General features: G+C 56.5%; 22 protein-coding genes. 7 read left to right on the top strand and 15 right to left on the bottom strand.

The window, feature by feature from the left end:
- Window positions 1-36: 36 nt before the first annotated feature.
- From IEX96_RS02525 to IEX96_RS02540, 4 genes are all read right to left on the bottom strand, one after another.
- Complete coding sequence (locus tag IEX96_RS02525; RefSeq protein ID WP_188873439.1) at window positions 37-2244, bottom strand: 3-hydroxyacyl-CoA dehydrogenase NAD-binding domain-containing protein; 2208 nt, start codon at window positions 2242-2244, stop codon at window positions 37-39.
- Between the two features lie 23 nt (window positions 2245-2267).
- A complete protein-coding gene (locus IEX96_RS02530) occupies window positions 2268-3476 on the bottom strand; it encodes an acetyl-CoA C-acetyltransferase (protein ID WP_188873440.1) in 1209 nt (402 codons plus the stop codon).
- A gap of 125 nt (window positions 3477-3601) precedes the next feature.
- Window positions 3602-5392: an acyl-CoA dehydrogenase C-terminal domain-containing protein gene (locus tag IEX96_RS02535; protein ID WP_188873441.1), complete on the bottom strand. Its 1791-nt coding sequence runs from the start codon at window positions 5390-5392 to the stop codon at window positions 3602-3604.
- A 23-nt stretch (window positions 5393-5415) separates the two neighbouring features.
- Window positions 5416-5913: a MerR family transcriptional regulator gene (locus IEX96_RS02540; RefSeq protein WP_188873442.1), complete on the bottom strand. Its 498-nt coding sequence runs from the start codon at window positions 5911-5913 to the stop codon at window positions 5416-5418.
- 260 nt (window positions 5914-6173) lie between these two features.
- On the opposite strand from IEX96_RS02540, the gene IEX96_RS02545 reads away from it, so the two are divergent.
- Entirely contained in the window at window positions 6174-7781 is a 1608-nt protein-coding gene (locus IEX96_RS02545) for a lysine--tRNA ligase (RefSeq protein WP_150004123.1), read from the top strand.
- 82 nt (window positions 7782-7863) lie between these two features.
- Here IEX96_RS02545 and IEX96_RS02550 read toward each other — a convergent pair whose 3' ends face one another.
- The 7 genes from IEX96_RS02550 to ubiE all read right to left on the bottom strand — a co-directional run bounded on the left by IEX96_RS02550 (window position 7864) and on the right by ubiE (window position 14256).
- Window positions 7864-8466, bottom strand: coding sequence for a carboxymuconolactone decarboxylase family protein (locus IEX96_RS02550; protein WP_150004124.1), 603 nt, complete (start codon window positions 8464-8466; stop codon window positions 7864-7866).
- Between the two features lie 56 nt (window positions 8467-8522).
- Window positions 8523-9290, bottom strand: a complete 768-nt coding sequence (locus IEX96_RS02555) for a HesA/MoeB/ThiF family protein (RefSeq protein ID WP_150004125.1) — start codon at window positions 9288-9290, stop codon at window positions 8523-8525.
- Window positions 9291-9466: 176 nt separating this feature from the next.
- Window positions 9467-9919: an RrF2 family transcriptional regulator gene (locus IEX96_RS02560; protein WP_150004126.1), complete on the bottom strand. Its 453-nt coding sequence runs from the start codon at window positions 9917-9919 to the stop codon at window positions 9467-9469.
- Between the two features lie 99 nt (window positions 9920-10018).
- Window positions 10019-10483: a dUTP diphosphatase gene (gene dut / locus IEX96_RS02565; protein ID WP_150004127.1), complete on the bottom strand. Its 465-nt coding sequence runs from the start codon at window positions 10481-10483 to the stop codon at window positions 10019-10021.
- A 55-nt stretch (window positions 10484-10538) separates the two neighbouring features.
- The gene (coaBC, locus tag IEX96_RS02570; protein WP_150004128.1) at window positions 10539-11762 is read right to left on the bottom strand and encodes a bifunctional phosphopantothenoylcysteine decarboxylase/phosphopantothenate--cysteine ligase CoaBC; all 1224 of its coding nucleotides are present in this window, start codon (window positions 11760-11762) and stop codon (window positions 10539-10541) included.
- 121 nt (window positions 11763-11883) lie between these two features.
- Window positions 11884-13440, bottom strand: coding sequence for a 2-polyprenylphenol 6-hydroxylase (ubiB, locus tag IEX96_RS02575; RefSeq protein ID WP_229773482.1), 1557 nt, complete (start codon window positions 13438-13440; stop codon window positions 11884-11886).
- 15 nt (window positions 13441-13455) lie between these two features.
- Window positions 13456-14256, bottom strand: a complete 801-nt coding sequence (gene ubiE, locus IEX96_RS02580) for a bifunctional demethylmenaquinone methyltransferase/2-methoxy-6-polyprenyl-1,4-benzoquinol methylase UbiE (RefSeq protein WP_150004130.1) — start codon at window positions 14254-14256, stop codon at window positions 13456-13458.
- Window positions 14257-14354: 98 nt separating this feature from the next.
- Here ubiE and mutM point away from each other — a divergent pair, with 98 nt between their 5' ends.
- From mutM to dnaA, 4 genes are all read left to right on the top strand, one after another.
- Complete coding sequence (gene mutM, locus IEX96_RS02585; protein ID WP_150004131.1) at window positions 14355-15197, top strand: bifunctional DNA-formamidopyrimidine glycosylase/DNA-(apurinic or apyrimidinic site) lyase; 843 nt, start codon at window positions 14355-14357, stop codon at window positions 15195-15197.
- A gap of 129 nt (window positions 15198-15326) precedes the next feature.
- Window positions 15327-16103: an enoyl-CoA hydratase gene (locus IEX96_RS02590; RefSeq protein WP_150001234.1), complete on the top strand. Its 777-nt coding sequence runs from the start codon at window positions 15327-15329 to the stop codon at window positions 16101-16103.
- Between the two features lie 144 nt (window positions 16104-16247).
- A complete protein-coding gene (gene rpsT, locus IEX96_RS02595; RefSeq protein ID WP_150001233.1) occupies window positions 16248-16514 on the top strand; it encodes a 30S ribosomal protein S20 in 267 nt (88 codons plus the stop codon).
- A 636-nt stretch (window positions 16515-17150) separates the two neighbouring features.
- Window positions 17151-18647, top strand: coding sequence for a chromosomal replication initiator protein DnaA (gene dnaA, locus IEX96_RS02600; RefSeq protein ID WP_229773483.1), 1497 nt, complete (start codon window positions 17151-17153; stop codon window positions 18645-18647).
- Between the two features lie 47 nt (window positions 18648-18694).
- On the opposite strand, the gene IEX96_RS02605 is transcribed toward dnaA, so the two are convergent.
- From IEX96_RS02605 to IEX96_RS02615, 3 genes are all read right to left on the bottom strand, one after another.
- On the bottom strand, window positions 18695-18991 hold the full coding sequence (locus IEX96_RS02605; RefSeq protein ID WP_150004132.1) for a winged helix-turn-helix domain-containing protein: 297 nt from the start codon (window positions 18989-18991) through the stop codon (window positions 18695-18697).
- Window position 18992: 1 nt separating this feature from the next.
- A complete protein-coding gene (locus IEX96_RS02610) occupies window positions 18993-19568 on the bottom strand; it encodes a hypothetical protein (RefSeq protein WP_188873443.1) in 576 nt (191 codons plus the stop codon).
- 164 nt (window positions 19569-19732) lie between these two features.
- Window positions 19733-19924 (bottom strand): hypothetical protein, encoded by a 192-nt coding sequence (locus IEX96_RS02615; protein ID WP_188873444.1) that lies wholly within the window; start codon window positions 19922-19924, stop codon window positions 19733-19735.
- Window positions 19925-20006: 82 nt separating this feature from the next.
- On the opposite strand from IEX96_RS02615, the gene dnaN reads away from it, so the two are divergent.
- Window positions 20007-21119: a DNA polymerase III subunit beta gene (dnaN, locus tag IEX96_RS02620; RefSeq protein ID WP_150004134.1), complete on the top strand. Its 1113-nt coding sequence runs from the start codon at window positions 20007-20009 to the stop codon at window positions 21117-21119.
- A 128-nt stretch (window positions 21120-21247) separates the two neighbouring features.
- Here the strand turns inward: dnaN and IEX96_RS14185 are convergent, their stop codons facing one another.
- The gene (locus tag IEX96_RS14185; RefSeq protein WP_268238492.1) at window positions 21248-21382 is read right to left on the bottom strand and encodes a hypothetical protein; all 135 of its coding nucleotides are present in this window, start codon (window positions 21380-21382) and stop codon (window positions 21248-21250) included.
- Window positions 21383-21431: 49 nt separating this feature from the next.
- Between IEX96_RS14185 and recF the strand changes: the two genes are divergently transcribed.
- Window positions 21432-22592, top strand: a complete 1161-nt coding sequence (gene recF, locus IEX96_RS02625) for a DNA replication/repair protein RecF (protein ID WP_229773484.1) — start codon at window positions 21432-21434, stop codon at window positions 22590-22592.
- Window positions 22593-22612 lie beyond the last annotated feature (20 nt).

The raw sequence follows: 22612 nt of genomic DNA on the forward strand, positions 1-22612 counted from the left end.
GATCCCGCCGGCTTTGTATTCAATCGAACGCAGGGATTATTCCGCAGCAGCCGGAATTCCGGCCGGATAATAGCTGGCCCCTTTTTGGGCCATATCGCGCAATTGATCGGGAACCCGGAAACGCTCGCCATATGCTTCGGCCAAACGATCGGCTTCCGCAACGAAAGCAGCCAAGCCGATGAAATCCATATGGCTGAAGGGACCACCGGTCCAAGGCGCAAAGCCCCAGCCGAAAATCGCGCCCAGATCGCCGTCCTCAGGCGTTGTCAGCACATTTTCCGCAAAGCAGCGGGCACATTCCACAATCTGGCGATAAAGAAGGCGGGTTTTGACTTCATCCACCGTGGGCTGTTCTGCAGCGCGGGGGAAGTGATCCGAAATGCCGGGCCAGAGATATTTCTTGCCGCCATCTTCAGGATACACATACATGCCCTTGCCGTTTTTACGGCCAAAGCGTTCAAGCTTTTCAACGAAAGTATCCACCACCACATCGCCGGGTGACGCCTGATAATCGGCCCCAAGGTCTTTCTTGGTCTGGTTCATGATCTTATAGCTAAGATCGATCGCCACCTCATCGCCCACGGCCAGCGGACCAACGGGCATGCCCAGCATCTTTCCGGCATTCTCAATGAGCGCCGGATTGATCCCTTCGGCAACCATGGCATAGCCTTCCATCACATAGGTGCCGAAAGAGCGCGATGTATAGAATCCGCGGCTGTCATTGACGACAATCGGCGTTTTCTTGATTTGCTGCACATAATCCAGCGCCTTGGCGGTGGCTTTATCGCCGGTTTTTTCGCCGGTGATGATTTCCACCAACGGCATTTTCTCAACCGGTGAGAAGAAATGGATGCCGATGAAGTTTTCAGGATTCGACGAAGCTTCAGCCAAAGAGCTGATGGGCAATGTGGAGGTGTTGGACGCGAAGATGATGTCATCGCCGGTAACCGCAAGGGCTTTCTTCGTCACATCCGCTTTCAAGGCACGGTCTTCAAACACCGCTTCGATGATCAGATCGGCATTTTCCAGCTTGGAATAATCATCGGTGGCGGTGATGCGGGCCAAAAGCGCCTCGCCCTCTTCTTTCGACATTTTGCGGCGCGATACCGCTTTTTCCACCAGCTTCACAGAATAGGCCTTGCCCTTATCGGCGCTGGCCTGATCGCGGTCGATCAGCACCACGTCCATGCCCGCCGCAGCAGACACATAGGCAATGCCTGCGCCCATGAGCCCCGCGCCCAACATGCCCAGCTTCTTGGTCGGCATCTTGTCGAAGCCCTTGGGACGGCGCGCGCCTTTTTCAGCCGCCGTTTTGTTCACAAACAGCGTGCGGATCATATTGCCCGCCTGACCTTCCACAATCAGACGCGTGAAGTATTTGCTTTCCACTTCAACAGCCAGATCCATGGGAATGATCGAGCCTTCATAAACCGAAGACAGGATATATTGAACCGCCGGATAATTCCCGTAGGTCTTGTCCTGTGCCATGGCATTGGCCGCCATGAAGGTTTGTACCGAGCCGGGATGCATGGCACCGCCCCCGCCGGGGAAGCGGAAGCCTTTTTCGTCCCAAGGCTGAATGGCTTTGGGATTGGCTTTGGCCAGTTCCTTGGCTTTTTCCACCAGTTCATCGCGCGGGGCGAGGGCTTTCAAAATGCCAAAGCCCAAGCCATCTTTTGCCGACATATTCTTGCCGGTGGTCAGGAATTGAAGCGCCGCCTGAATACCGATCAGACGCGGCAAACGCTGGGTGCCACCACCGCCGGGCAGCAGACCCACCATCACTTCCGGCAGACCCATTTTCACCGAGCCGTCATCGGCGGCAATACGGTAATGGCAGGCCAGCGGGATTTCAAAACCACCGCCCAGCGCCGTGCCATTGATGGCTGCAACGAAAGGCTTGGTTTTGGAGCGCATCAGGTCCTTGGCATTTTTACCGCCGGTTTCCATTTTGCGCAAAATACGGTTCAGCCGCACGGAATTCTGGAAAATCTCGCCCGGTGTGGCGGTTTTCGCCATGGCGGACAAGCCGCCCAGCATGCGCAGATCAGCACCCGCCATAAAGGCCGGTTTTTCCGAACAGATCACAGCGCCCGTAATGGCATCATCGGCCAGCACTTTATCGACGCATTCTTCCAACTCGTTGGTGAATTGCTCGGTGATCACGTTCATCGACTGGCCGGGGACGTCGATCCCAAGGATCGCAATGCCGTCTTCGACGCGGAATTTGATTGTCTTGGTCATTTCACTTGTTCCCTGTCGGTCTGTCAGACGCGTTCAATGATGGTGGCGGTGCCCATGCCCGCGCCGATGCACAAAGTCACAAGCGCTGTTTCCTTGCCCGAGCGTTCCAGCTCATCCACCATGGTGCCAAGAATCATGGCGCCGGTGGCCCCAAGCGGATGGCCCATGGCGATGGCGCCGCCATTCACGTTCATCTTGGAATGATCCACATCCAATGCCTGCATGAAGCGCAAAACCACGGCGGCAAAAGCCTCGTTCAGTTCCCAAAGATCGATATCATTGGGGGTCATGCCTGCACGTTTCAGCGCTTTTTCAGCGGCAAAGGACGGGCCGGTGAGCATGATGGTGGGCTCGGAGCCGATGGACGCATAAGCACGGATGCGGGCGCGCGGTTTCATGCCGCTGCGCTCTCCAACTTCACGATTGCCGATCAGCACCGCTGCCGAGCCATCAACAATGCCCGAAGAATTGCCCGCATGATGCACATGGTTGATCTTTTCAAACTCGGGATAGCGCTGCAATGCCACAGAATTGAAGCCGTAATTGGCTCCCATTTCCGCAAAAGAAGGCTTCAAGGCCCCAAGCGACTGCATGTCCGTTTCAGGGCGCATATGTTCGTCATGATCCAGCACCACTTCACCGATCACGTCTTTCACCGGCAAGATGGATTTGGCAAAGCGCTTGTCATCCCAAGCGGCCTTGGCGCGTTTTTGGCTTTCAATGGCATAGGCATCCACATCATCGCGGCTAAAGCCATATTTGGTGGCGATCAGATCGGCGGAAATCCCCTGCGGCACGAAATGGGTGGGCATGGCAACGGCCGGATCAGTGGCCCAGGCACCGCCATCAGACCCCATGGGAACGCGGCTCATGGCTTCCACACCACCGGCAACCATCAGATCGGCTTGCCCGGCCATCACCTGCGCTGCGGCCATATTGCTGGCTTCTAGGCCCGATGCACAAAAACGGTTCACCTGAACCCCGGCCACCGTTTCCGCATAGCCCGCATTCATCGCCGCAACGCGCGGGATACAAGCCCCTTGTTCGCCCACAGGCGACACACAGCCGAAAATCACATCGTCCACAAGGCCGGTGTCCAGTTCATTGCGGTCACGCAGACCTTCCAGAACCTGGGTTGCCAGCGAAATGGGGGTGATTTCATGCAATTTGCCGTCTTTGCGGCCCTTGCCGCGCGGGGTACGCACGGCGTCATAAATAAATGCCTCGGCCATGGGATCGTCCTTTCCTTGCTCGATGAGCGCTGAAATCTACTAACGAAGATGTTGGGGCTGGGGGCGGAGACAACAATGCCGAACCGTCCCCACCCCCCGTAATTGGCGGTGCGTCTTGCGCGCCGTTAAAACGCGTCAGCGCCAAGCGCCATCATTGGCTCTGCACCCGCTTCGATTTTGGCGAGATGCGCCCCGCTTTCAGGCAATATGCGCTTGGCATAATAGCGGCCGGTGATCAGCTTGTTCTGATAAAACTCGGCATCGCCTTTACCCGCTTCAAGGGCAACAAGCGCCACTTTCGCCATTTGCGCCCACATGAAGCCGATCGCTACAAGGCCCATCAGATGCATATAGCTGGTGGCCGCGGCCCCTGCATTGTCGGGGTTTTTCATGCCATTCTGCATCAACCACATGGTGGCTGCCTGCAAATCCTTCAGCGCCTTCGACAAGGGGGCTGTGAATTCCGCAATATCGCCTTCGGAATTTTCCTTGATGAAACCACCGACGATCTTGAAATAGGTCTGGATGGCACGACCGCCATTCAGCCCCAGCTTGCGGCCCACCAGATCAAGGGCCTGAATACCGTTGGTGCCTTCATAGATCATGGCGATACGGGCATCACGCACGAATTGCTCCATCCCCCATTCGCGGATATAGCCATGGCCACCCAGAACCTGCTGGGAATTGGTGGCATTGAGATAGCCCTGATCTGTGAACACACCCTTGATCACCGGCGTCAGCAAAGACACCAGATCATCGGCCAACTGGCGCTCTTCTTCCGACTGCGCTTTATGGGCCAGATCCACCTGCAAGCCGCCCCAAAGACCAAGGGCACGTGCGCCTTCATTAAAGGCACGGGCTTCCATCAGCATACGCCGCACATCGGGATGCACGATAATGGGATCGGCCTTGGCATCGGGGTTTTTGGTCCCGGTCAAAGACCGGCCCTGAATACGGTCGCGGGCATAATCGGCGGCATTCTGGTAAGAGACTTCCGACAGCGCCAAGCCTTGCAGGCCCACGCCCAGACGCGCTGCATTCATCATGATGAACATGGCGGCCAGACCCTTATTGGCCTCACCCACCAGCCAGCCTTTGGCACCATCATAATTAAGCAGGCAGGTGGAATTGCCGTGGATACCCATCTTTTCTTCGATGGAGCCGCAGGTAACAGGATTGCGCTCTCCTATAGAGCCATCTTCCTTGACCAGATATTTCGGCACCACGAACAGCGAGATACCTTTCACATTGTCCGGGGCATCGGGCAATTTTGCCAGCACCAGATGCACGATATTTTCCGACAGGTCATGCTCACCGGCGGAAATGAAGATCTTGGTGCCGGAAATTTTGTAGCTGCCATCCCCCTCCGGCACGGCCTTGGTGCGGATAAGCCCCAGATCGGTCCCGCAATGAGGCTCGGTCAGGTTCATGGTGCCGGTCCAGCGGCCTTCAACCATTTTCGGCAGATAGATATTCTTGATCTCGTCAGACGCCACAGCACTAAGGGCCGCAATGGCACCGGCCGTAAGACCGGGATACATGGCAAACGCCATATTGGAGCTGATCAGCATTTCTTCAAAGGCAAAGCCCACCACATGGGGCAGGCCCTGTCCGCCATAATCGGGAGACTGGGTCAAACCCATCCAGCCGCCTTCCACATATTTTTCATAGGCTTCCTTGAAGCCCTTGGGCGTTGTCACGGACCCATCATCATGGCGGGTGCAGCCTTCATGGTCGCCGGACGCGTTCAAGGGTTGCAGCTCATTTTCACAGAATTTTGCGCCTTCTTCGAGAACCGCCGCCACAAGATCGGAGGTGGCATCTTCAAAGCCGGGAAGATTGGAAAATTTTTCAAGCTGCAACAGCTCGTTCAAGATAAAGCTCATGTCTTTAACGGGAGCGCGATAGCTGGGCATTGTCGACCCTTTCTAGCTGGTGATTAGTCTAACGGTTCAGAAACAGGATGGGCGGTTTCGATATCGGCAGAGCCAATACCTTCCGAGCCGAGCGCGGCATGAAATTTCGCTTTTGCCATGGCTTCGCGTTCGGGATGGTCAATCAGATCACCGATCAGATCGGTGAAGGCCGTCAACTCAACAATCATCTGTTCGATATCGGCGCGCTGCGCCTTCAGATCGGCAAGGCGGGTCTGGCATTTCTCCAGCGTCACCCGGCGTTGGGCAGCGCGATCATCGCCAAGGCTGTAAAGATCAAGCATTTCGGCGATTTCAGCAAGAGAGAATCCCACCCGTTTGCCGCGCAAGATCCACGCAATGCGGGCCCGATCGGATGCGGAATAGACCCGCGACTGTCCCTCCCGGCGGGGCGAGATCAGGCCCTGATCTTCATAAAAGCGCAAGGCCCGGGGCGTGACACCGAATTCACGGGACAGATCAGCAATGGAATAACTGGCGGTACTATGGAAGGCATTGGCCATATGGTCATCCTCTCGGTTGCCTCTTTATATAATTAACGTTTACGTAAACGTCAAGGCCATGGCCCGCCCCAAAAACATCGACATTCAATCCGGCGAGACAAAAGACAGGGCAAAAAGCGCTTAACGCCAAGACGGCGCTCGCCCCCATAGGCCAAAACCGGCGTGACAAGGAGGCGCAACTGCCCCTATATGAAAGCCGCAACCTGCGCAGAGCCTATGGCTTGCGCGTCAAATTTTTCCCTTAACACAGTGCAAAACCCATGACCGACACCGATCCCTCGCAGACCCCCGCCGCCTTGCGCGCCTTGGCCGAAGCCTCTAACGCCTGGCCGTTTCAAGAAGCCCGCGCTTTGGTCAAACGCTATAAAGACGGGCCGCCGTCCAAGGGATATGTGTTGTTTGAAACCGGCTATGGCCCTTCCGGCTTGCCGCATATGGGCACCTTTGGCGAAGTGGTGCGCACCTCCATGGTGCGGCATGCCTTTTCGCTGTTGTCGGACATTCCCACCAAGCTGATTTGCTTTTCCGATGATATGGACGGCTTGCGTAAAGTGCCGACCAATATCCCCAATCAAGACGCAATGGCCGCCCATCTGGGCAAGCCTTTGTCCATGGTGCCCGATCCTTTTGGCAGCCATGAAAGTTTCGCGGCCCATAACAATGCCCGGCTCTGTGCCTTTCTGGACCAGTTCGGCTTTGATTATGAATTTCGTTCGGCCACCGACTGTTATCGCTCCGGTGCCATGGATGCCACGCTGCTGAAAATTCTGCGCAATTATGAAAAAGTAATCAATGTGGTGCTCCCCACCTTGGGGGAAGAGCGCCGCAAAACCTATTGTCCCTTTTTGCCGCTCAGCCCGAAAACCGGTGCAGTGTTGCAAGTACCGCTGGAAGATATGGATGCCGATGCCGGCACCGTTACCTTCCGCGATGAAGACGGCGCGCTCTTCACCGTTCCTGTTACCGGCGGGCATGTGAAATGTCAGTGGAAGGTGGATTGGGCCATGCGCTGGGATGCGCTGGACGTGGACTATGAAATGGCCGGAAAAGATTTGATCGAGTCGGTGAAATTATCCTCGGCCATTCGTCGTATTCTGGGCAGTCGTCCGCCTGAAGGCTTCAATTACGAGCTTTTTCTCGATGAAAAAGGCGAGAAAATCTCCAAGTCCAAAGGCAATGGCCTGACCATTGAAGAATGGCTGGCCTATGCCTCCCCCGAAAGCCTGTCGCTTTATATGTTTCAGGCCCCCAGAAAGGCGAAAAAGCTGTATTTCGATGTGATCCCCAAAACGGTGGACGAATATTACAGCTTCGTTGAAAAATTTCATGGCGAAGACGCCGAAGCACAGCTTAAAAACCCTGCCTGGCATGTGCATCTGGGGGATGTGCCGCAGTTCAATCTGCCGGTAAGCTTCAGCCTGCTGCTCAATCTGGTATCCGCCAGCCATGCCCATGACAAAGCGGCATTATGGGGATTCGTATCGCGCTATGCGCCCGGCGCCTCCGCCCAAAGCCATCCCGAACTGGACCGGCTGATGGGCTATGCGCTGCGCTATTACAAAGATTTCGTGGCCCCCACCAAATCTTTCCGCGCCCCAACGGATATGGAACGGGCCGCCTTATGTGATCTGCTTGAACGCTTGGGCAGACTGCCCCTTGATGCGGATGCGCAGACCATTCAGACCGAGGTATATGAATCGGGCAAAAGCCAACCATTCGACACTCTGCGCGATTGGTTCAAAGCGCTTTATGAAACGCTTTTGGGGCAAAGCCAGGGACCGCGCTTTGGCGGCTTCGTGGCGCTTTATGGCCTTGAAAATACCAAAACGCTCATCGCTGATGTGCTGGCGGGAAAATCCCCGTCCTGACTGAAAAGCACCGTCATCAATAGAAAAGGGGCCCTATTAGGCCCCTTTTGTCGTTGCAGAACAAAAGGCTACGCGCCGATCTTCAGTCTTTTATAATACCCAATTGCTTACCATAATTGCGGTAATGCTGGGTATTGAGCGCAGTTTCATTGGCGGACACCCGCTCTTCCATGGGTTTTTTGCGCACAGCGGCAAGACGACGACCATAGAAATCGTCGAAATCATCCACACCCATACCAAGAATGACGCGGTTCATGAAATTGAACAAAGCGGCTGATTTATTGGCATCCGCCACCGCCTGATCCGACCAGCCCGCATCCAGAATCGCCTGGACATCGGCTTCGGTGATATTGCCCGGCTCCAAGGTAAGCTTGCGTACATAAGCAAGAATGGGGCGCATGGCCTCATCCACAGGAGCGCTATCCGGATTGGACAGCAAGGGGCCGATCACATCTTCGCCAATGCCAAAATCTTCCGCATAAACCGTGTGGGCATTCAGGCAAAAATGGCAGTTGTTCAGCCCCGACACATAAGCGGCAATCAGCTCGCGTTGGGCGATGCTCAAGGGGCTGTCCCCACGCAATACCACATCATGGAAATCCATCATGGGCTCCCATGCCTGCGGAAAGGTTTTTATGACATCGGAAAGATTGGTCTTCTTCGGCAAGGACGGCAGAAATGACATTATTTGACCCCTGAATTGTAAGTATTTCCAACGAAGCTAATGTGCGGGCATATGGATTACAAGCAAAGTGGTGCGGCACAGACCGGACAGGCAGGATCTTTACGCAAACCAACGGTGCGGGTGCGGGTGCTTTTGGCATCAAACAGCAAAAGCCGCCCTGCAAGGCTTTCCCCCACGCCGGTAATTTCCCGCAACACCTCCAGGGCAGCCCAGCTTCCCATCACCCCGGCCACGGCCCCTAAAATCCCGAGCGCGGTGCAGCTTTGCGCTTCTTCATCGGGGGGGATAGACGGCACAAGGCATTGATAGCAAGGGAGAGCGGGATCATGGCCTTTGAACACGGAAAGCTGGCCTTCAAAGGGGCCAAGGGCAGCAGATACCAAAGGAATCCCCAAAGCCACCGCCGCCCGATTGACCGCCAGCCGGGTTTTATAGCTATCTGAACCATCCAGAACCAGATCATGGCCAGCCAGCAAGTCGGCGGCATTGTCATCGGTCAACCGAACGGGACGGGCGCTGATCTCTATATCGGGATTAAGCGCTTTTAGCCGCGTGGCCGCCACCGTCCCCTTCGCCAGGCCCACATCTTTTGTGCTGTATAAAACTTGCCGCTGCAAATTGGACAATGCCACATGATCATCATCAAGGATGGTCAGATGCCCCACCCCGGCAGCGGCCAGATAAAGCCCGGCGGGCGAACCGATACCACCCGCCCCCACAAGCGCCACACGCGCGTTCAAAAGCCGCATCTGGCCCGTACCGCCCACATCGTGAAGCACAATATGGCGGGCATATCGGTCCAGTTGATCGTTTGAAAGCCCCATGATGTCTGGCCATCCTTTCCCGCTGCGCTGGTCGCCGCTTCGGGTGCCGGGCGTAGCCTATTCTGCACCATAAGAGCAAGGCGCAAAGGCCACAGAAAGGGCCGATGCGCCTTTATCTAGATAACGCGGCGAGGCAATCATGGGGATGGACCGCGCCTTGTGCCCAAGCCGGATGCTTAGGCGCTTTCCATAACCCGCGCCATAATCGGGGCGCTTTCAGGCAAAACGGCATTTTGCGCCAGTTCCGCAACGCTGACCCGATCAAGACGTTCCATCAGCTCGGTATCAAGAGCGCGGAAAATCGGCAACACAACTTTCTGGCCGATATCCGACCCACTGTCTTCCGCGATACCGTCTTCGGCCCCTTCCATATTGCGGATAACCGCAACGATTTCGCCCACGGAAATCCGCTCCGCAGACCGGGACAAACGATAGCCGCCGCGCGGACCACGCACACCCTTCAAAATACCGACCCGCACCAGACGTTGGAGAACCTGCTCCAGATAGCGCTCAGGAATATTTTGCAGATGAGTAATGGCACGCGATTGAACCGGCGCTTGCTTGCCATGAACGGCAACATACACCACAGCTTCGACAGCGTAGATCATCTTTTTGGAGAATTTGAACATATACTCGAACCCGTTTCTCGTGGCTTTCGGACACAAAACTTATGTAATTTGGGTGACAGAAAGCCGACTTCGCGTCCAATCACGCTGGCGCACAGGGCTTCACATTCCCGTGGATCCAAATCCTCCTGCACCGCGCTGCGTGACACTAAGGTCTTGGACTTCTTGCAACATCACCCGAGTTACCGGAGCCACGATCATTTGGGCAATGCGGTCGCCACGCTCAATACTTTTTGGCGCATCACCCAAATTGATCAAGATAACTTTCACTTCACCCCGATAATCCGCATCAATAGTACCGGGAGAATTGAGCACCGTAATGCCACATTTTGCCGCAAGGCCCGAACGGGGACGGATCTGCGCTTCAAATCCAAAGGGCAAAGCCAGGGCAAAGCCGGTGGGAATCAAGGCCCGTGCACCGGGGGCAAGGGTTATCGGGCTGGTGAGTGCTGCCACCAAATCCATCCCGGCACTGTGCGGGGTCGCATAGTGGGGAAGGTCCAGATCTTGTGCATGAGGCAAGCGCTTGACGGGAACCTGTAAAGGGATATTGGCGGCGATGGTCATAAGGCGGCCTTTTCTTGATAAGTGGGTCTTGATAAGCAGGAAAACGATATGCGGATCAGGAGTCTTTGCGGCGGTGATCGAACCAATCGGCAATGCGTGTCGCCAATTGCCGGGCAACGGCATGTTTATCCGCCTTCGCCCATTGTTCGGCCCCGTCGGCACTGATCAAGGTGACAAGATTTTCATCACCGCCCATGATCCCCGTCTGGTGAGATACATCATTGGCAATGATCCAGTCGCATCCCTTGCGTTGGCGCTTGCGGGTGGCATGATCCAGCACATGTTCGGTTTCGGCGGCAAAGCCCACCACAAGGGCCGGACGCCGTGTGGGATGCTGGCTCAACGTCGCCAGAATATCGGGATTTTCCGCGAATCTGATGCTGGGCGGCGCACCGCTTGCCTCTTTCTTTATTTTCTGGCCGTTCTCGCCCGCCACATGCCAATCAGCCACCGCCGCCACGCAAACGGCGATATCGGCGGGCAACGCCTTTTCAACAGCGGACAGCATATCAACGGCCTGTTCCACATCCACCCGATCCACATCTTTCGGGGTGGGAAGATGGGTGGGACCGGAAACCAATGTCACCCGCGCCCCCAAAGCGGCCAACGCCCCGGCAATGGCATAGCCTTGCTTTCCCGAGGACCGGTTGGCGATATATCGCACCGGATCAATGGGTTCATGGGTGGGGCCAGCCGTCACCACCGCATGGAGGCCCGATAAAGGCCGGCCAAGCGGACCGCTGAAATGGGTTTTGACGGCGGCAATGATATCGGCCACGTCGCTCATGCGCCCCGCCCCCACTTCACCACAGGCCATCACACCGCTTTCCGGCCCAACCACCGCAATGCCATCCGCTTGCAAAAGCGCCATATTCCGCTGTGTTGCCCGATGCGCCCACATTTCCACATTCATGGCAGGCACCACCATCACCGGCTTGTCGGTGGCCAATAAGGCCGTGGTGGCCAGATCATTGGCAAGGCCATGCGCCATTTTGGCCATCAAATCCGCTGTTGCAGGAGCCACAAGCACCAGATCCGCTTCCCGCGACAGACGGATATGGCCCATTTCCGCTTCATCGGTCAGGGAAAAAAGATCCGTATAGCATTTGTCCTGGCTAAGGCTGGACACCGCAAGCGGGGTAACGAACTGCGCCCCGGCTTTGGTGAGGATACAACGCACCTGCGCCCCTTCATCTTGCAAGCGGCGGATAAGATCGAGCGATTTATAAGCCGCGATGCCACCGCCGATAATCAGCAATATCCGTTTTGCCTGAAGCATGGCGTTGTCGATCCTTCCTTCCGGTCGGGGCGCTATGTCCCTTTGATCCGTATCGCTTTGTTCGTAAAATGACAGTCTAGCCTATAGCCGGGTGCGCGCGGGGCGGCAATCGGCGCCGGCTTTAATGTGACAGTACAAGGCCGATCACAAGCCCGGCGACAGACCCGACAAGGCCCATAAGTGTAAACCCTATCCACATCCGCGCCGAACGGGCTCTGGCCATTTTCTGCGGGGCCTTATGGTCAAAATCCTGCTCCAGCTTTTCCAGCAGGTTATTGGCGCGGACGATCATGCCGGGAAGCTGCTTCATCCCATCCACCACCTCCACAATCCCGTCGGCCAACGCCACTTCGGGGCTAAGCTGGTCGCGCATCCAGTCGGCAATCACCGGACGGGACAAGGCCCACATATTGGCGTCCCGATCCAGATGCAGGGCCATGCCCTCCACCATCACCATAGAGCGCTGCAACAGCAGCAATTGCGGCTGGGTTTCCATGCCGAAGGCTTCCGTGGTGGCAAAAAGCTGCCCCAAAAGCCGCCCGGCGGAAACCGCACGCACCGGCCGTCCGAAAATCGGCTCGGCCACCGCCCGCATGGCCTGGGCAAAGGTTTCTTCCGACCGGTCTTTGGGCACATAGCCTGCCGAGAAGTGCCAACGCGCCACCCTTCGATAATCCTTTTGCAAAAACCCGTAGAGGATTTCCGCCAGATAGCGACGGGATTCCCGGTCCAGCCGCCCGACAATACCGAAATCCAACGCAACCACCGTGCCATCGGCCTGAACAAACAGATTGCCCTGATGCAAGTCGGCGTGAAAAAAGCCATCCCGCATCGCCTGCAGCAAAAAGGCCCGCACAATGGTCGAGGCCAGCGCCGCACGATCAAATCCCGCCGCTTCCAGCCCTTCATTGTCGCTCAAGGGGATGCCATCCACCCATTCCATGGTCATCATCCGACCTGTGGTGAATTCCCAATCAATGGCCGGGATACGGTAACCCGGCGTTCCCGCCATATTTTCCGCCAATTCCGATGCGGCGGCGGCTTCCAGCCGCAAATTCAGCTCATTGGCCACGCTGTCCTTGATGGTGTCCACCACCGCCACCGGACGCAAACGCCGGGCCTTGGGGATCGAGCGTTCGGCGATTCCGGCAAACCAGGAAAACGCCGCCAGATCCCGCTCGAAAGCGGCGCGCACGCCGGGCCGCAAAATCTTCACTGCCACCCATGCGCCATCATGCTTACGGGCTTTATGCACCTGCGCGATGGACGCCGCCGCCACCGGCTGCGGAGAAAATTCCGCAAAAACCGTGTCCAGCGGGCAGCCCAGCTCGCTTTCAACCCGTGCGCGTGCGATCCCGGCGGAAAAAGGCGGCAGGCGATCTTGCAAAGAGCTGAGATCACGGGCGATGGCATCGCCCATCAGATCGGGTCGGGTGGCCAACATCTGGCCCAGCTTGATATAGGCGGGACCCAGTTCCCGCAATGCAGCGGCCAGCCGCGCACCCGGCTCTTGGGGCAGGTCTTTCTTCCGGAAAACCAGCCCGGTCATCAGCCGGATGGCGGTTTTTATGCCCGCAGGCGCACGGCCCAGATCATCCACCCAGAACAACGCATCATGGCGCGCCAATTCATGGATAACCGATAAAAACCGGAAGCTGTGGCGAATAGCGTCACGCACGATCAGACCCTTTGTTCACAATTTCCAGCCACTATGGAGAGCGCACACCCCGCCCGACATCAGCCGATGGGTGACGGTTTCAAAGCCCGCGTCACGCATCATCTGGGCAAATGTCTCCGGAGCGGGAAAGCGGCGAATACTCTCGACCAGATACCGATAAGACGGCTCGTCCTTGGCCACCAGACCACCAAGCCGGGGGATCACCGCATCAGAATACCGCGCATAAAGCCGGTCAAAAAACGGCACGGCCAAATGCGGGCAGAATTCAAGGCACAAAAACCGTCCGCCAAATTTCAAAACCCGATGGGCTTCCGCCAATGCCAGCGGAATTTTCGTCACATTACGGATGCCAAAGGCGATGCTATAGGCATCCACCGTGCGATCAGGCAAAGGCAGGGATTGCGCATCGCCGCAGGTCCAGTCAATGCGGCCCACAAGCCCTTGCTTTTCCGCCCGGTCGCGCCCCACCGCCAACATATGATCGTTGATATCCAGAATGGTCACATGGCCTTCGCCCTTGGCCCCTTTCAAAAAGCGAAAGGCAATGTCACCGGTGCCACCCGCCACATCCAGCAAGTGCATGCCGGGGCGGGGATTAAGCGTATCGATCAGGCTGGATTTCCACAGCCGATGCAGCCCGCCGCTCATGAAATCATTCATCAAATCATAACGGCTGGCCACCTTGGCGAACACATCATGTACCCGGCGCGCTTTCTCCGCTTCTGCCACCCGTTCGTTTCCGAACCATGCGGTGGCGACTTCGGTGCCGGTTTCATTTGTTTGCGGGTCTAAAGCGTGGTCTGTGGTGCTTGACATGCTCTTTGGTCCATGTGATTGCGCGGCGGACCATAGCGGAGCTTTTTCCCCGATACTAGTGGGACGCCACACGGCCTTTTGCCTGTTTGAGAAAAGATATGCCGGAATTGCCAGAAGTTGAAACCGTCTGTCGTGGATTACGGCCCTATCTGGAAGGCATCCGCATCCGCCGCGTCGAGACAAGGCGGCGTGGATTGCGTGTGCCATTTCCGGTGGATTTGTCCCAAAGGCTGGTGGGCCGCACCGTGGCACATGTGGATCGGCGGTCCAAATATGCGCTGATAAGAACCGAAGGCGGGCCCGATGCCGCGGTGATGATCCTGCATTTGGGAATGTCGGGGCGGGTGAGGGTGGATCTGCCCGGCGCATGGCCCGACCTTTTAAAGCACGACCATTTGGTGCTGGAAATGGAAACCGGGGCGCGGGTGGTTCTGAATGATGCCCGGCGGTTTGGCATGGTGATGCTTGCCAACGAAGCCGATCTGCCCCTTCACCCCCTGTTGCGCGATCTGGGGCCGGAGCCATTGGGCGAGCATTTCGATGCGCCTTATCTGTTGAACAGATTGAAGGGCCGCAAAAGTCCGCTCAAAACCGCCTTGATGAATCAGCAATTAGTGGCCGGACTGGGCAATATCTATGTGTGCGAATCGCTGTTTCGTGCCCGTCTGTCTCCCCGCCGTCTGGCATCCAGCCTGACCCCCGATCGCGCGGGCAGGTTGGTAGAGGCCGTGCAAACTGTTTTAAAAGATGCCATCGCGGCAGGCGGCTCTACATTGCAAGACCATGCACAGGTGTCTGGCGAACTGGGATATTTCCAGCATCGATTCCGTGTTTATGGCCGGGAAGGAGAGCCATGCCTGACACCGGGCTGCGAGTCGGCGGTGCAAAAGCTGGTACAGGCGGGGCGCTCCACTTTTTTCTGCGGCCATTGTCAGCGCTAAGCCGCTTGGGCCTTTGCTTCCCGGCTGGTATGGAAACATCTTTTGCAAAACCCACAGCTTGGAGCTAAGCAAGGGCGCTTGAGCCGATGGACGGGCTTCGGGCAATGAAGCGACAAAATGAGGTACGCCATGTCCTATGAGACAATTCTCCTTGATAAGCGTGAGGCCGTGGGGGTTATCACTCTCAATCGCCCAAAAGCGCTGAATGCGCTGAACAATCAGCTTATGGACGAGCTAACGGCGGCCTTACGTGATCTGGAAGCCGATGACGAAATCGGCTGCATCGTCATCACCGGCAGCGAAAAAGCTTTCGCCGCAGGGGCCGATATCAAGCAAATGGCGGAAAAAGACTATACGGATGTCTTCATGGAAGACTTCATCACCGCCAATTGGGAAGAAGCCACCCGCGTCAGAAAACCGATCATTGCCGCGGTAGCCGGCTTTGCCCTTGGGGGCGGCTGTGAGCTGGCCATGATGTGCGATTTCATCATCGCTGCGGAAAATGCCAAATTCGGCCAACCGGAAATCACCATCGGTGTCATCCCCGGGGGCGGCGGAACCCAGCGCCTCACCCGCTTTGTGGGGAAATCAAAGGCCATGGATATGGTGCTGACCGGACGCCATATGGATGCCGCCGAAGCGCTGGCCTCGGGCCTTGTATCACGGGTGGTGCCAACAGAAGACCTGCTGGATGAAGCCCTGGATACGGCGGAAAAGATCACGACCTATTCGCGTCCGGCGGTGATGCTGGCAAAAGAATCGGTCAATCGCGCTTATGAAACCACATTGGCAGAAGGCGTTCGCTTTGAACGCCGGGTGTTTCATTCGCTGTTTGCTTTTGAAGATCAAAGCGAAGGAATGGCGGCTTTCATCGAAAAACGGCGGCCGCAATTCAAAAATCGCTGAAAAGCGATGGGAAATCCATGAACGGCGGTTGACCTCGTCAATCGCTGCCTATATAGAGCGCATCTTAGTTTTGAGAGGCAGTGCCGCCGGGCGCAGAGAAAAAACCGGATGGCCGCTGCCCTTCGACCGGAGAAGGTTAGAAAAATGGCAAATTCGCCACAGTCCAAAAAGCGTGTCCGCCGCAATGATCGTCGTGCCGAGATTAATACGGCCCGTCGGTCGCGCATTCGCACATTCATCAAAAAGGTAGAGCTTGCCCTTGAATCGGGCGATCAAAGCGCTGCTGCCGACGCGTTCAAGGCCGCCGAGCCTGAAATCAAGCGCGGCGTTTCCAAAGGTGTTTTGCACAAAAACACCGCATCCCGCAAAGTGTCGCGTTTGGCACGCCGCGTGAATGCGCTGAGCGCCTGATATAATCAGGACAGGCTTTTGGCCCTGAGTCGGGCCCGGCCTTCTATCCTGAGATGAATGCATTGAAAGCCACATGGAATACGTGTGGCTTTTTTGCTGTTGTTTTTCTTTTGCCCGTGCCTTTTTCAGGCGGCTGTCGTACGACCCTCAACATCTAGTGCCTCGTTCCGGGTTAACCACTTTTTCCTCAAAAACTTGAAGCCCCGATGATGGAATCGGTTGCGGGGCACTTGGGGGGGATGTAGTTTCATCATCCACGTTGGACGAAGCTGAATATGGCGTCTTTTCGGGTAAGCGGCGATAAGACCCGCTTTAAGGGGAGACGGATGAAAATTCGGCGATTTTTCCCCTTCGTCCCTAAATTCGTGAGCGATTGTATAAACATGGCGGACTGCCATGTTTTTTAGATATGGCTTTGTTTTTGTTGTTGGATCAGAGTCCCCGAAACAAGGGGAAAAGCAGGAGTATGGCCGCAGGATTGCCGCTTATTCACGCATGAATCAGGAATACCGGGGTGGTGCATAAACAGATCTACCGGCAGAACCACCGACATAAAGAAGCGCGGTCAAAGCGGCAAAAAGTCCAGCAACAGGCTGATACAGGGAGGCGGAGACGTACACAGATGGGGACGTGGGCGTGACAATAAAACAAAGCCAGATAAAACAGGCGCCATCCAATATACAGGCGGATGGGGGCCAGCATTGGCGCTGGGTGCAAACCCAGTTGCGCCAGGAATATGGTCAGGCGCAGTTTGACCGCTGGTTACGGCCTTTGCGCTTGTCCAACATCCACGGCGGCGTGGCGCATTTGAGTGTCCCCACCGATTTTATCCGCGATTGGGTTGAGCGTAATTATCTGACCCGCATTCGCTCATTGATGGCGGCCGGGCCGGAACAGGTCGCCGATGTGCAGGTTGAAGTATCAAAGCGCGAACTTTGCGAGGATACCGACTCCGACGGGGCTTTGAATGTGGCGGAAAGCCCGGCAGCCCATGCCAATGCCACCCTTGGCTCGGCCATGCCCGATTATGCCCAGCCCGGCTCCACACCCTCGCCGCTTCCCGCACAGGCCCGCACCATGCAAGGGCAAGGCGATGGCGTTGAAGGCATGGGTGGCCGGTTGGAACCGCGCTATACCTTCGACAGCTTTGTTGTGGGCAAATCCAATGCCTTTGCCCATGCGGCAGCGCGGCGGGTATCGGAAGCGCAAACCATTCCCTTCAATCCGCTATTTTTGCATGGCGGCGTCGGTTTGGGGAAAACCCATTTGATGAACGCCATCGCCTGGGAATATTCCACCCGCTATCCCGGCCGCCGCGTGCTGTATATTTCCGCTGAAAAATTCATGTATCAGTTCATCGCTTCGGTGCGATACCGCGATACCATGTCGTTCAAGCAACAATTTCGGTCTGTTGATCTGCTGATGCTGGATGATTTCCAGTTCATCGCCAACAAAGACTCAACGCAGGAAGAATTTTTCCACACTTTCAATGCCCTGATCGAAAGCCAAAAGCAGCTGATCATCTCGGCAGACCGGTCCCCCACCGATCTGGAAGGGTTCCAGGAACGAATCGTCTCCCGCCTAGGCTGGGGGCTGGTGGCGGATATCCACCCCACCGATTATGAATTGCGTCTGGGCATTTTGCAAAGCAAGGCGGAAGCCGCGTCAGCTGTGGATATCCCCATGGATATTCTTGATTTTCTGGCTCGCAAGATCACCTCCAATGTGCGTGAACTGGAAGGCGCTTTGAACCGCGTCGTGGCCTATGCCCAGCTGGTGGGGCGCGCGATTACCGTGGATGTGGTGCGGGAAGTGCTGGCGGATCTGTTGCGGGCCAATGACCGTAAAATCAATATCGATGAAATCCAGAAAGCCGTGGCGGATCATTATAATTTGCGGGTAACGGAAATGCTGTCGGAGCGACGGGCGCGCAATATTGCCCGGCCCCGACAAGTGGCCATGTATCTGGCCAAGCAATTGACCCAGCGCTCGTTACCGGAAATCGGCCGCAAATTCAGTGGCCGCGATCATACCACGGTGATCCATGCGGTGAAGAAGATCGAGGATCTACGGCGTTCGGATTCCACACTTGATGAAGACATCACCCGCCTGATGCGCAAACTGCAAGGCTAAGGCCCAAACCCCATAGATCGGAAGCGTTTGCGGCCCAAGGGCCGATCTCAGGCATCAAGGAGCGTGCGCAAATAAGACCGATAAGCATCGAAAGCCGCATGGCCCTCTTCGGTCATCCCCACCCGGGTGCGCGGGCGCTTGCCGTGGAAATCTTTGCTGATGCGCACATATCCGGCGGTTTCCAATGCGGTGAGATGCGCCCCCAAATTGCCGTCGGTGGCTTCCGTCAGGGTTTTGAGATCCCGAAATTCCAGAAGGCTACCGCGTGCCAATGAGGCCAGCGCCGCCATGATACGGGTGCGGATTGGCTGATGGATCAGACGGTCGGGTTGTGTGTTCTTCATCTTACCACCTCCGCATCCACAAGCCGCCAAGAAGCAACGCGCCCCCGCCGCCCAAGGCCAAAACGAGCTCGAATCCGTTGGGGACCATGAAATAGCCAAATACTGTCAACAGCCCCACCACCAATCCGGTGAGCCCCAATTTCACTTGGCCCGACCAGATACCGATGCCGCCATAAAGCGCCGCCACCACCAGCGGAAAAATACTGCCCACTTGATAGGAATTAAGGGGTGGCAAAATGGCAAACAACGCCGTGAAAAACACGACCCCCAAAGCGGCCGAGGCCAAATACCGAACGGCCAAAAGATAGGATGCCGTGCTTGGCCCATTATGCGCCATACGCTTCGGGGCATAGTGGATACCGGCCATGGTGCTTCCAAGAATACCAAGACCAACCAGCACCAACCAATGCCAGCCCAGGTCGGGGCTAAAGAAAGACAGCCCATATCCCAGACACCAGATCACGCCCCAGATCATCAAATGCGGTGCAGCCGCGCGATACCCAAGACCGCGGCTGGTGCGACCCATGGTGCGGTCGATGTCTTTCAGGGCTTTGTCTGCTTCATCTTGACTGATCATTTTATTCTCCAAATTAGATAACTCTGAAAAACAGAGTAATTTGCGTTTATGCATTCCGTCAAGAGATTTTGGTCGCCACATGATTTAAGGTGCCCTTTGAAGGGGCGTGTTTGATGGAGAGCGTTTCGGCACCGAACCGGGCTGGCGGTTGCCAGATGGGGTGCCTATCCCGATGGCGACAGCCCTTGAAACAACCGACAGAATCGCGCCATCATGAAGCGAAAAAGCATGCAAAAAGCATCTTCTAAAAGCATGCGAAAACCGATGTTAGGATCACCCTTGGCATTCGTGCCAGAATTTGTTTTTAAATCAACGACTTGATCGCTAGGTTTTTGAAGAAAAAAAGTGCTGCTCATGCGGCCATTTCTGCTATGGTTGCCTCCCGGTGCTGATCAGTGCCGGGGATCGTTCAACAGTCATAAGAAACAAGTGCCCCTCATGAAACTCACCATCGAACGTAGTGCGCTCCTGAAGGCACTCAGCCATGTTCAAAGTGTCGTGGAAAAGCGCAACACCATCCCCATTCTGTCCAATGTGCAGATCGAAGCGGCAGATGGCCAGCTTGCTTTGACCGCAACCGATCTGGATCTCGCCATTGTCGAGCATACGGGGGCGGATATCGCGCAGGACGGGGCCACCACCGTGCCCGCCCACACCCTGCATGATATCGTCCGCAAATTGCCTGATGGGGCACAGGTAGGGCTATCCTTAAACGACCGCACCCTGACGCTGAATGCCGGCCGGTCGCGCTTTACCCTTGCTTGCCTGCCCCGCGAAGATTTCCCGGTGATGAGCGCTGGCGAACTGCCGCACCGTTTCACCCTGCCTGCCCCCCAGATGAAGCGGCTGATCGACAAAACCCGCTTTGCCATCTCTACAGAAGAAACCCGTTATTATCTGAACGGCATTTATCTGCATGTGGCCGAGGGTGAAAAAGGCTCGACCTTGCGCGCTGTGGCAACCGATGGTCACCGCTTGGCGCAGGTGGAAGTGGCTTTGCCCGATGGGGCCGCCGGAATGCCGGGAATTATTATCCCGCGCAAAACCGTGCAGGAAATTCGCAAGCATCTCGATGAATTTGAAGGCGAGATCGGCATTGAATTGTCGGATACCAAAATTCTTTTCCGCTTTGCCCATGCCGTCGTCACATCCAAGCTGATCGATGGCACCTTCCCCGACTATTCCCGCGTGATCCCCGAAGGCAATGACCGCCTTTTGAAGATCAGTTGCGAGGAATTTTCCGAAGCGGTGGATCGCGTCTCTACCATCAGTTCCGATAAATCCCGCTCGGTGAAGCTGGCGTTGGAAACGGACAAGATCATGCTGTCTGTCACCAGCCCGGAAAATGGCACCGCCACCGAAGAACTGGCCGCAGACTATAGCGCTGAAGCCATGGAGATCGGCTTCAATTCCCGTTATTTGCTTGATATTCTTGATCAGGTGGAAGGCGATGAAGTGGAAGCCCGCCTGGCCGATTCGGCATCGCCCACAGTGATGCGGGATGGAGCCGATGAAAGCGCGCTTTATGTGCTGATGCCCATGCGGGTCTGAGCATAGGGGAGCAAAACAATATGGCTTGGCACCCCGATCATGCGGGGGGCGTTTTTGCTCCCGTACAGCTTTTGAATCGTCGCGGCCTGTGATCGATGCCTTTGGAGGCTTTGGCCGCTTGCAAGGTCTTATCCGCTTTGGATGAAAATGGTCTGCTTGGAATAAACGCGGGCCGAATCGATAAAAGGAATATTGGCCATCAGCACATTGCCCCGATCCATCGAGCCTGATGCAGGTTCCTTCGACGCCGGATCGTCTGACACTCGGTCGCCCTCTCTCCAGAGATCGGCGCCGGCGGGTGCGTGCTGCCATGTGACCAGATTGAAGCTGGCCAATTTTCGCTCCTATCCGGCCACGACATTGTCGCTGGAGGGAACGCGATCACGGCCCGTGGTTCTGGTGGGGGACAATGGTGCGGGCAAAACCAATCTGTTGGAAGCGCTGTCGTGCTTTGCACCGGGGCGAGGGCTGCGCGGGGCGGCACTCACCGAAATGACCCGGATCGGTGCCACAGCCCCATGGGCCGTACATGTACAACTGCAAAAGGGCGATGACCGGCTGGAGATCGGCACCGGCATGGCCCCGAACAGCATCGATGCCGATGGCGAGGAAGACGGCGCGGGCCGCAGACTGGTGCGCATAGATGGCGTATCCACAAACGGACCGGGGATTTTGAGCCAGCATCTGGCGGTTTTATGGCTAACGCCGGCGATGGACCGCTTGTTTGTGGAATCCGCTTCAGGGCGGCGGCGCTTTCTGGATCGCATCGTTTTGGCGCTGCATGCGGATCATGGCCGACAAGTCACGGCCTATGAACGGGCAATGCGTGAACGCAACCGATTGTTTGCCGAACGTGGTGCGCAAGCCGACAGTGCATGGCTTTCGGCATTGGAAACGCGGATGGCCGAACATGCGGTGGCCATTGCGGCGGCCCGGCTGGAAACCGTTCGCCATTTGGATATGCGGTTGCGCGCCGCCCCGCCCGGCCCGTTCCCGCGGGGCGAGATCCGGCTGGATGGCTGGGTGGAAGACCATCTGACACTTGGCAGTGCCTTGGAAACAGAAGAGGCTTTTCGTGCCCATCTGGCCTCGATGCGCAAGCGTGATGCCGCCGCAGGGCGCACCCTGGATGGCCCGCACCGCTCTGATCTGATTGTGTATCATTGCGGCAAGGCGATGCCGGCATCCCTATGCTCCACCGGAGAGCAAAAAGGGCTCTTGATCGGCATGATTCTGGCCCATGCGGATCTGGTTCTGGATCAAACCGGCCAGCGCCCTATTCTGTTGATGGATGAAGTGGCCGCCCATCTGGACCCTGATCGCCGCGCCGATCTGTTTGAACGATTGATAGCTTTGGGCTGCCAAGCCTGGATGACCGGCACCGATCCGGCCTTGTTTCACCCCCTTGATGGGCAGGCCGATGCGTTTCATGTGATGGATGGCGTGCTTGCCCCCTGTCCCTTGCGGAATTGACCGGGAAAGCGGCTTTTCCC

Origin of the sequence: Iodidimonas muriae (genome assembly GCF_014647255.1) — a bacterium.
Lineage (GTDB): Bacteria > Pseudomonadota > Alphaproteobacteria > Sphingomonadales > Rhodothalassiaceae > Iodidimonas > Iodidimonas muriae.

Coding starts and splice junctions, on each gene's coding strand:
- coaBC (WP_150004128.1), bottom strand. CDS start 11,762: ATGCTTCAGGCAAAACGGATATTGCTGATTATCGGCGGTGGCATCGCG.
- rpsT (WP_150001233.1), top strand. CDS start 16,248: ATGGCAAATTCGCCACAGTCCAAAAAGCGTGTCCGCCGCAATGATCGT.
- ubiE (WP_150004130.1), bottom strand. CDS start 14,256: ATGTCAAGCACCACAGACCACGCTTTAGACCCGCAAACAAATGAAACC.
- mutM (WP_150004131.1), top strand. CDS start 14,355: ATGCCGGAATTGCCAGAAGTTGAAACCGTCTGTCGTGGATTACGGCCC.
- IEX96_RS02540 (WP_188873442.1), bottom strand. CDS start 5,913: ATGGCCAATGCCTTCCATAGTACCGCCAGTTATTCCATTGCTGATCTG.
- dnaN (WP_150004134.1), top strand. CDS start 20,007: ATGAAACTCACCATCGAACGTAGTGCGCTCCTGAAGGCACTCAGCCAT.
- dut (WP_150004127.1), bottom strand. CDS start 10,483: ATGACCATCGCCGCCAATATCCCTTTACAGGTTCCCGTCAAGCGCTTG.
- IEX96_RS02610 (WP_188873443.1), bottom strand. CDS start 19,568: ATGATCAGTCAAGATGAAGCAGACAAAGCCCTGAAAGACATCGACCGC.
- IEX96_RS02550 (WP_150004124.1), bottom strand. CDS start 8,466: ATGTCATTTCTGCCGTCCTTGCCGAAGAAGACCAATCTTTCCGATGTC.
- IEX96_RS02605 (WP_150004132.1), bottom strand. CDS start 18,991: ATGAAGAACACACAACCCGACCGTCTGATCCATCAGCCAATCCGCACC.
- IEX96_RS02590 (WP_150001234.1), top strand. CDS start 15,327: ATGTCCTATGAGACAATTCTCCTTGATAAGCGTGAGGCCGTGGGGGTT.
- IEX96_RS02615 (WP_188873444.1), bottom strand. CDS start 19,924: ATGAGCAGCACTTTTTTTCTTCAAAAACCTAGCGATCAAGTCGTTGAT.
- IEX96_RS02535 (WP_188873441.1), bottom strand. CDS start 5,392: ATGCCCAGCTATCGCGCTCCCGTTAAAGACATGAGCTTTATCTTGAAC.
- IEX96_RS02525 (WP_188873439.1), bottom strand. CDS start 2,244: ATGACCAAGACAATCAAATTCCGCGTCGAAGACGGCATTGCGATCCTT.
- IEX96_RS02530 (WP_188873440.1), bottom strand. CDS start 3,476: ATGGCCGAGGCATTTATTTATGACGCCGTGCGTACCCCGCGCGGCAAG.
- IEX96_RS02560 (WP_150004126.1), bottom strand. CDS start 9,919: ATGTTCAAATTCTCCAAAAAGATGATCTACGCTGTCGAAGCTGTGGTG.
- IEX96_RS02545 (WP_150004123.1), top strand. CDS start 6,174: ATGACCGACACCGATCCCTCGCAGACCCCCGCCGCCTTGCGCGCCTTG.
- IEX96_RS02555 (WP_150004125.1), bottom strand. CDS start 9,290: ATGGGGCTTTCAAACGATCAACTGGACCGATATGCCCGCCATATTGTG.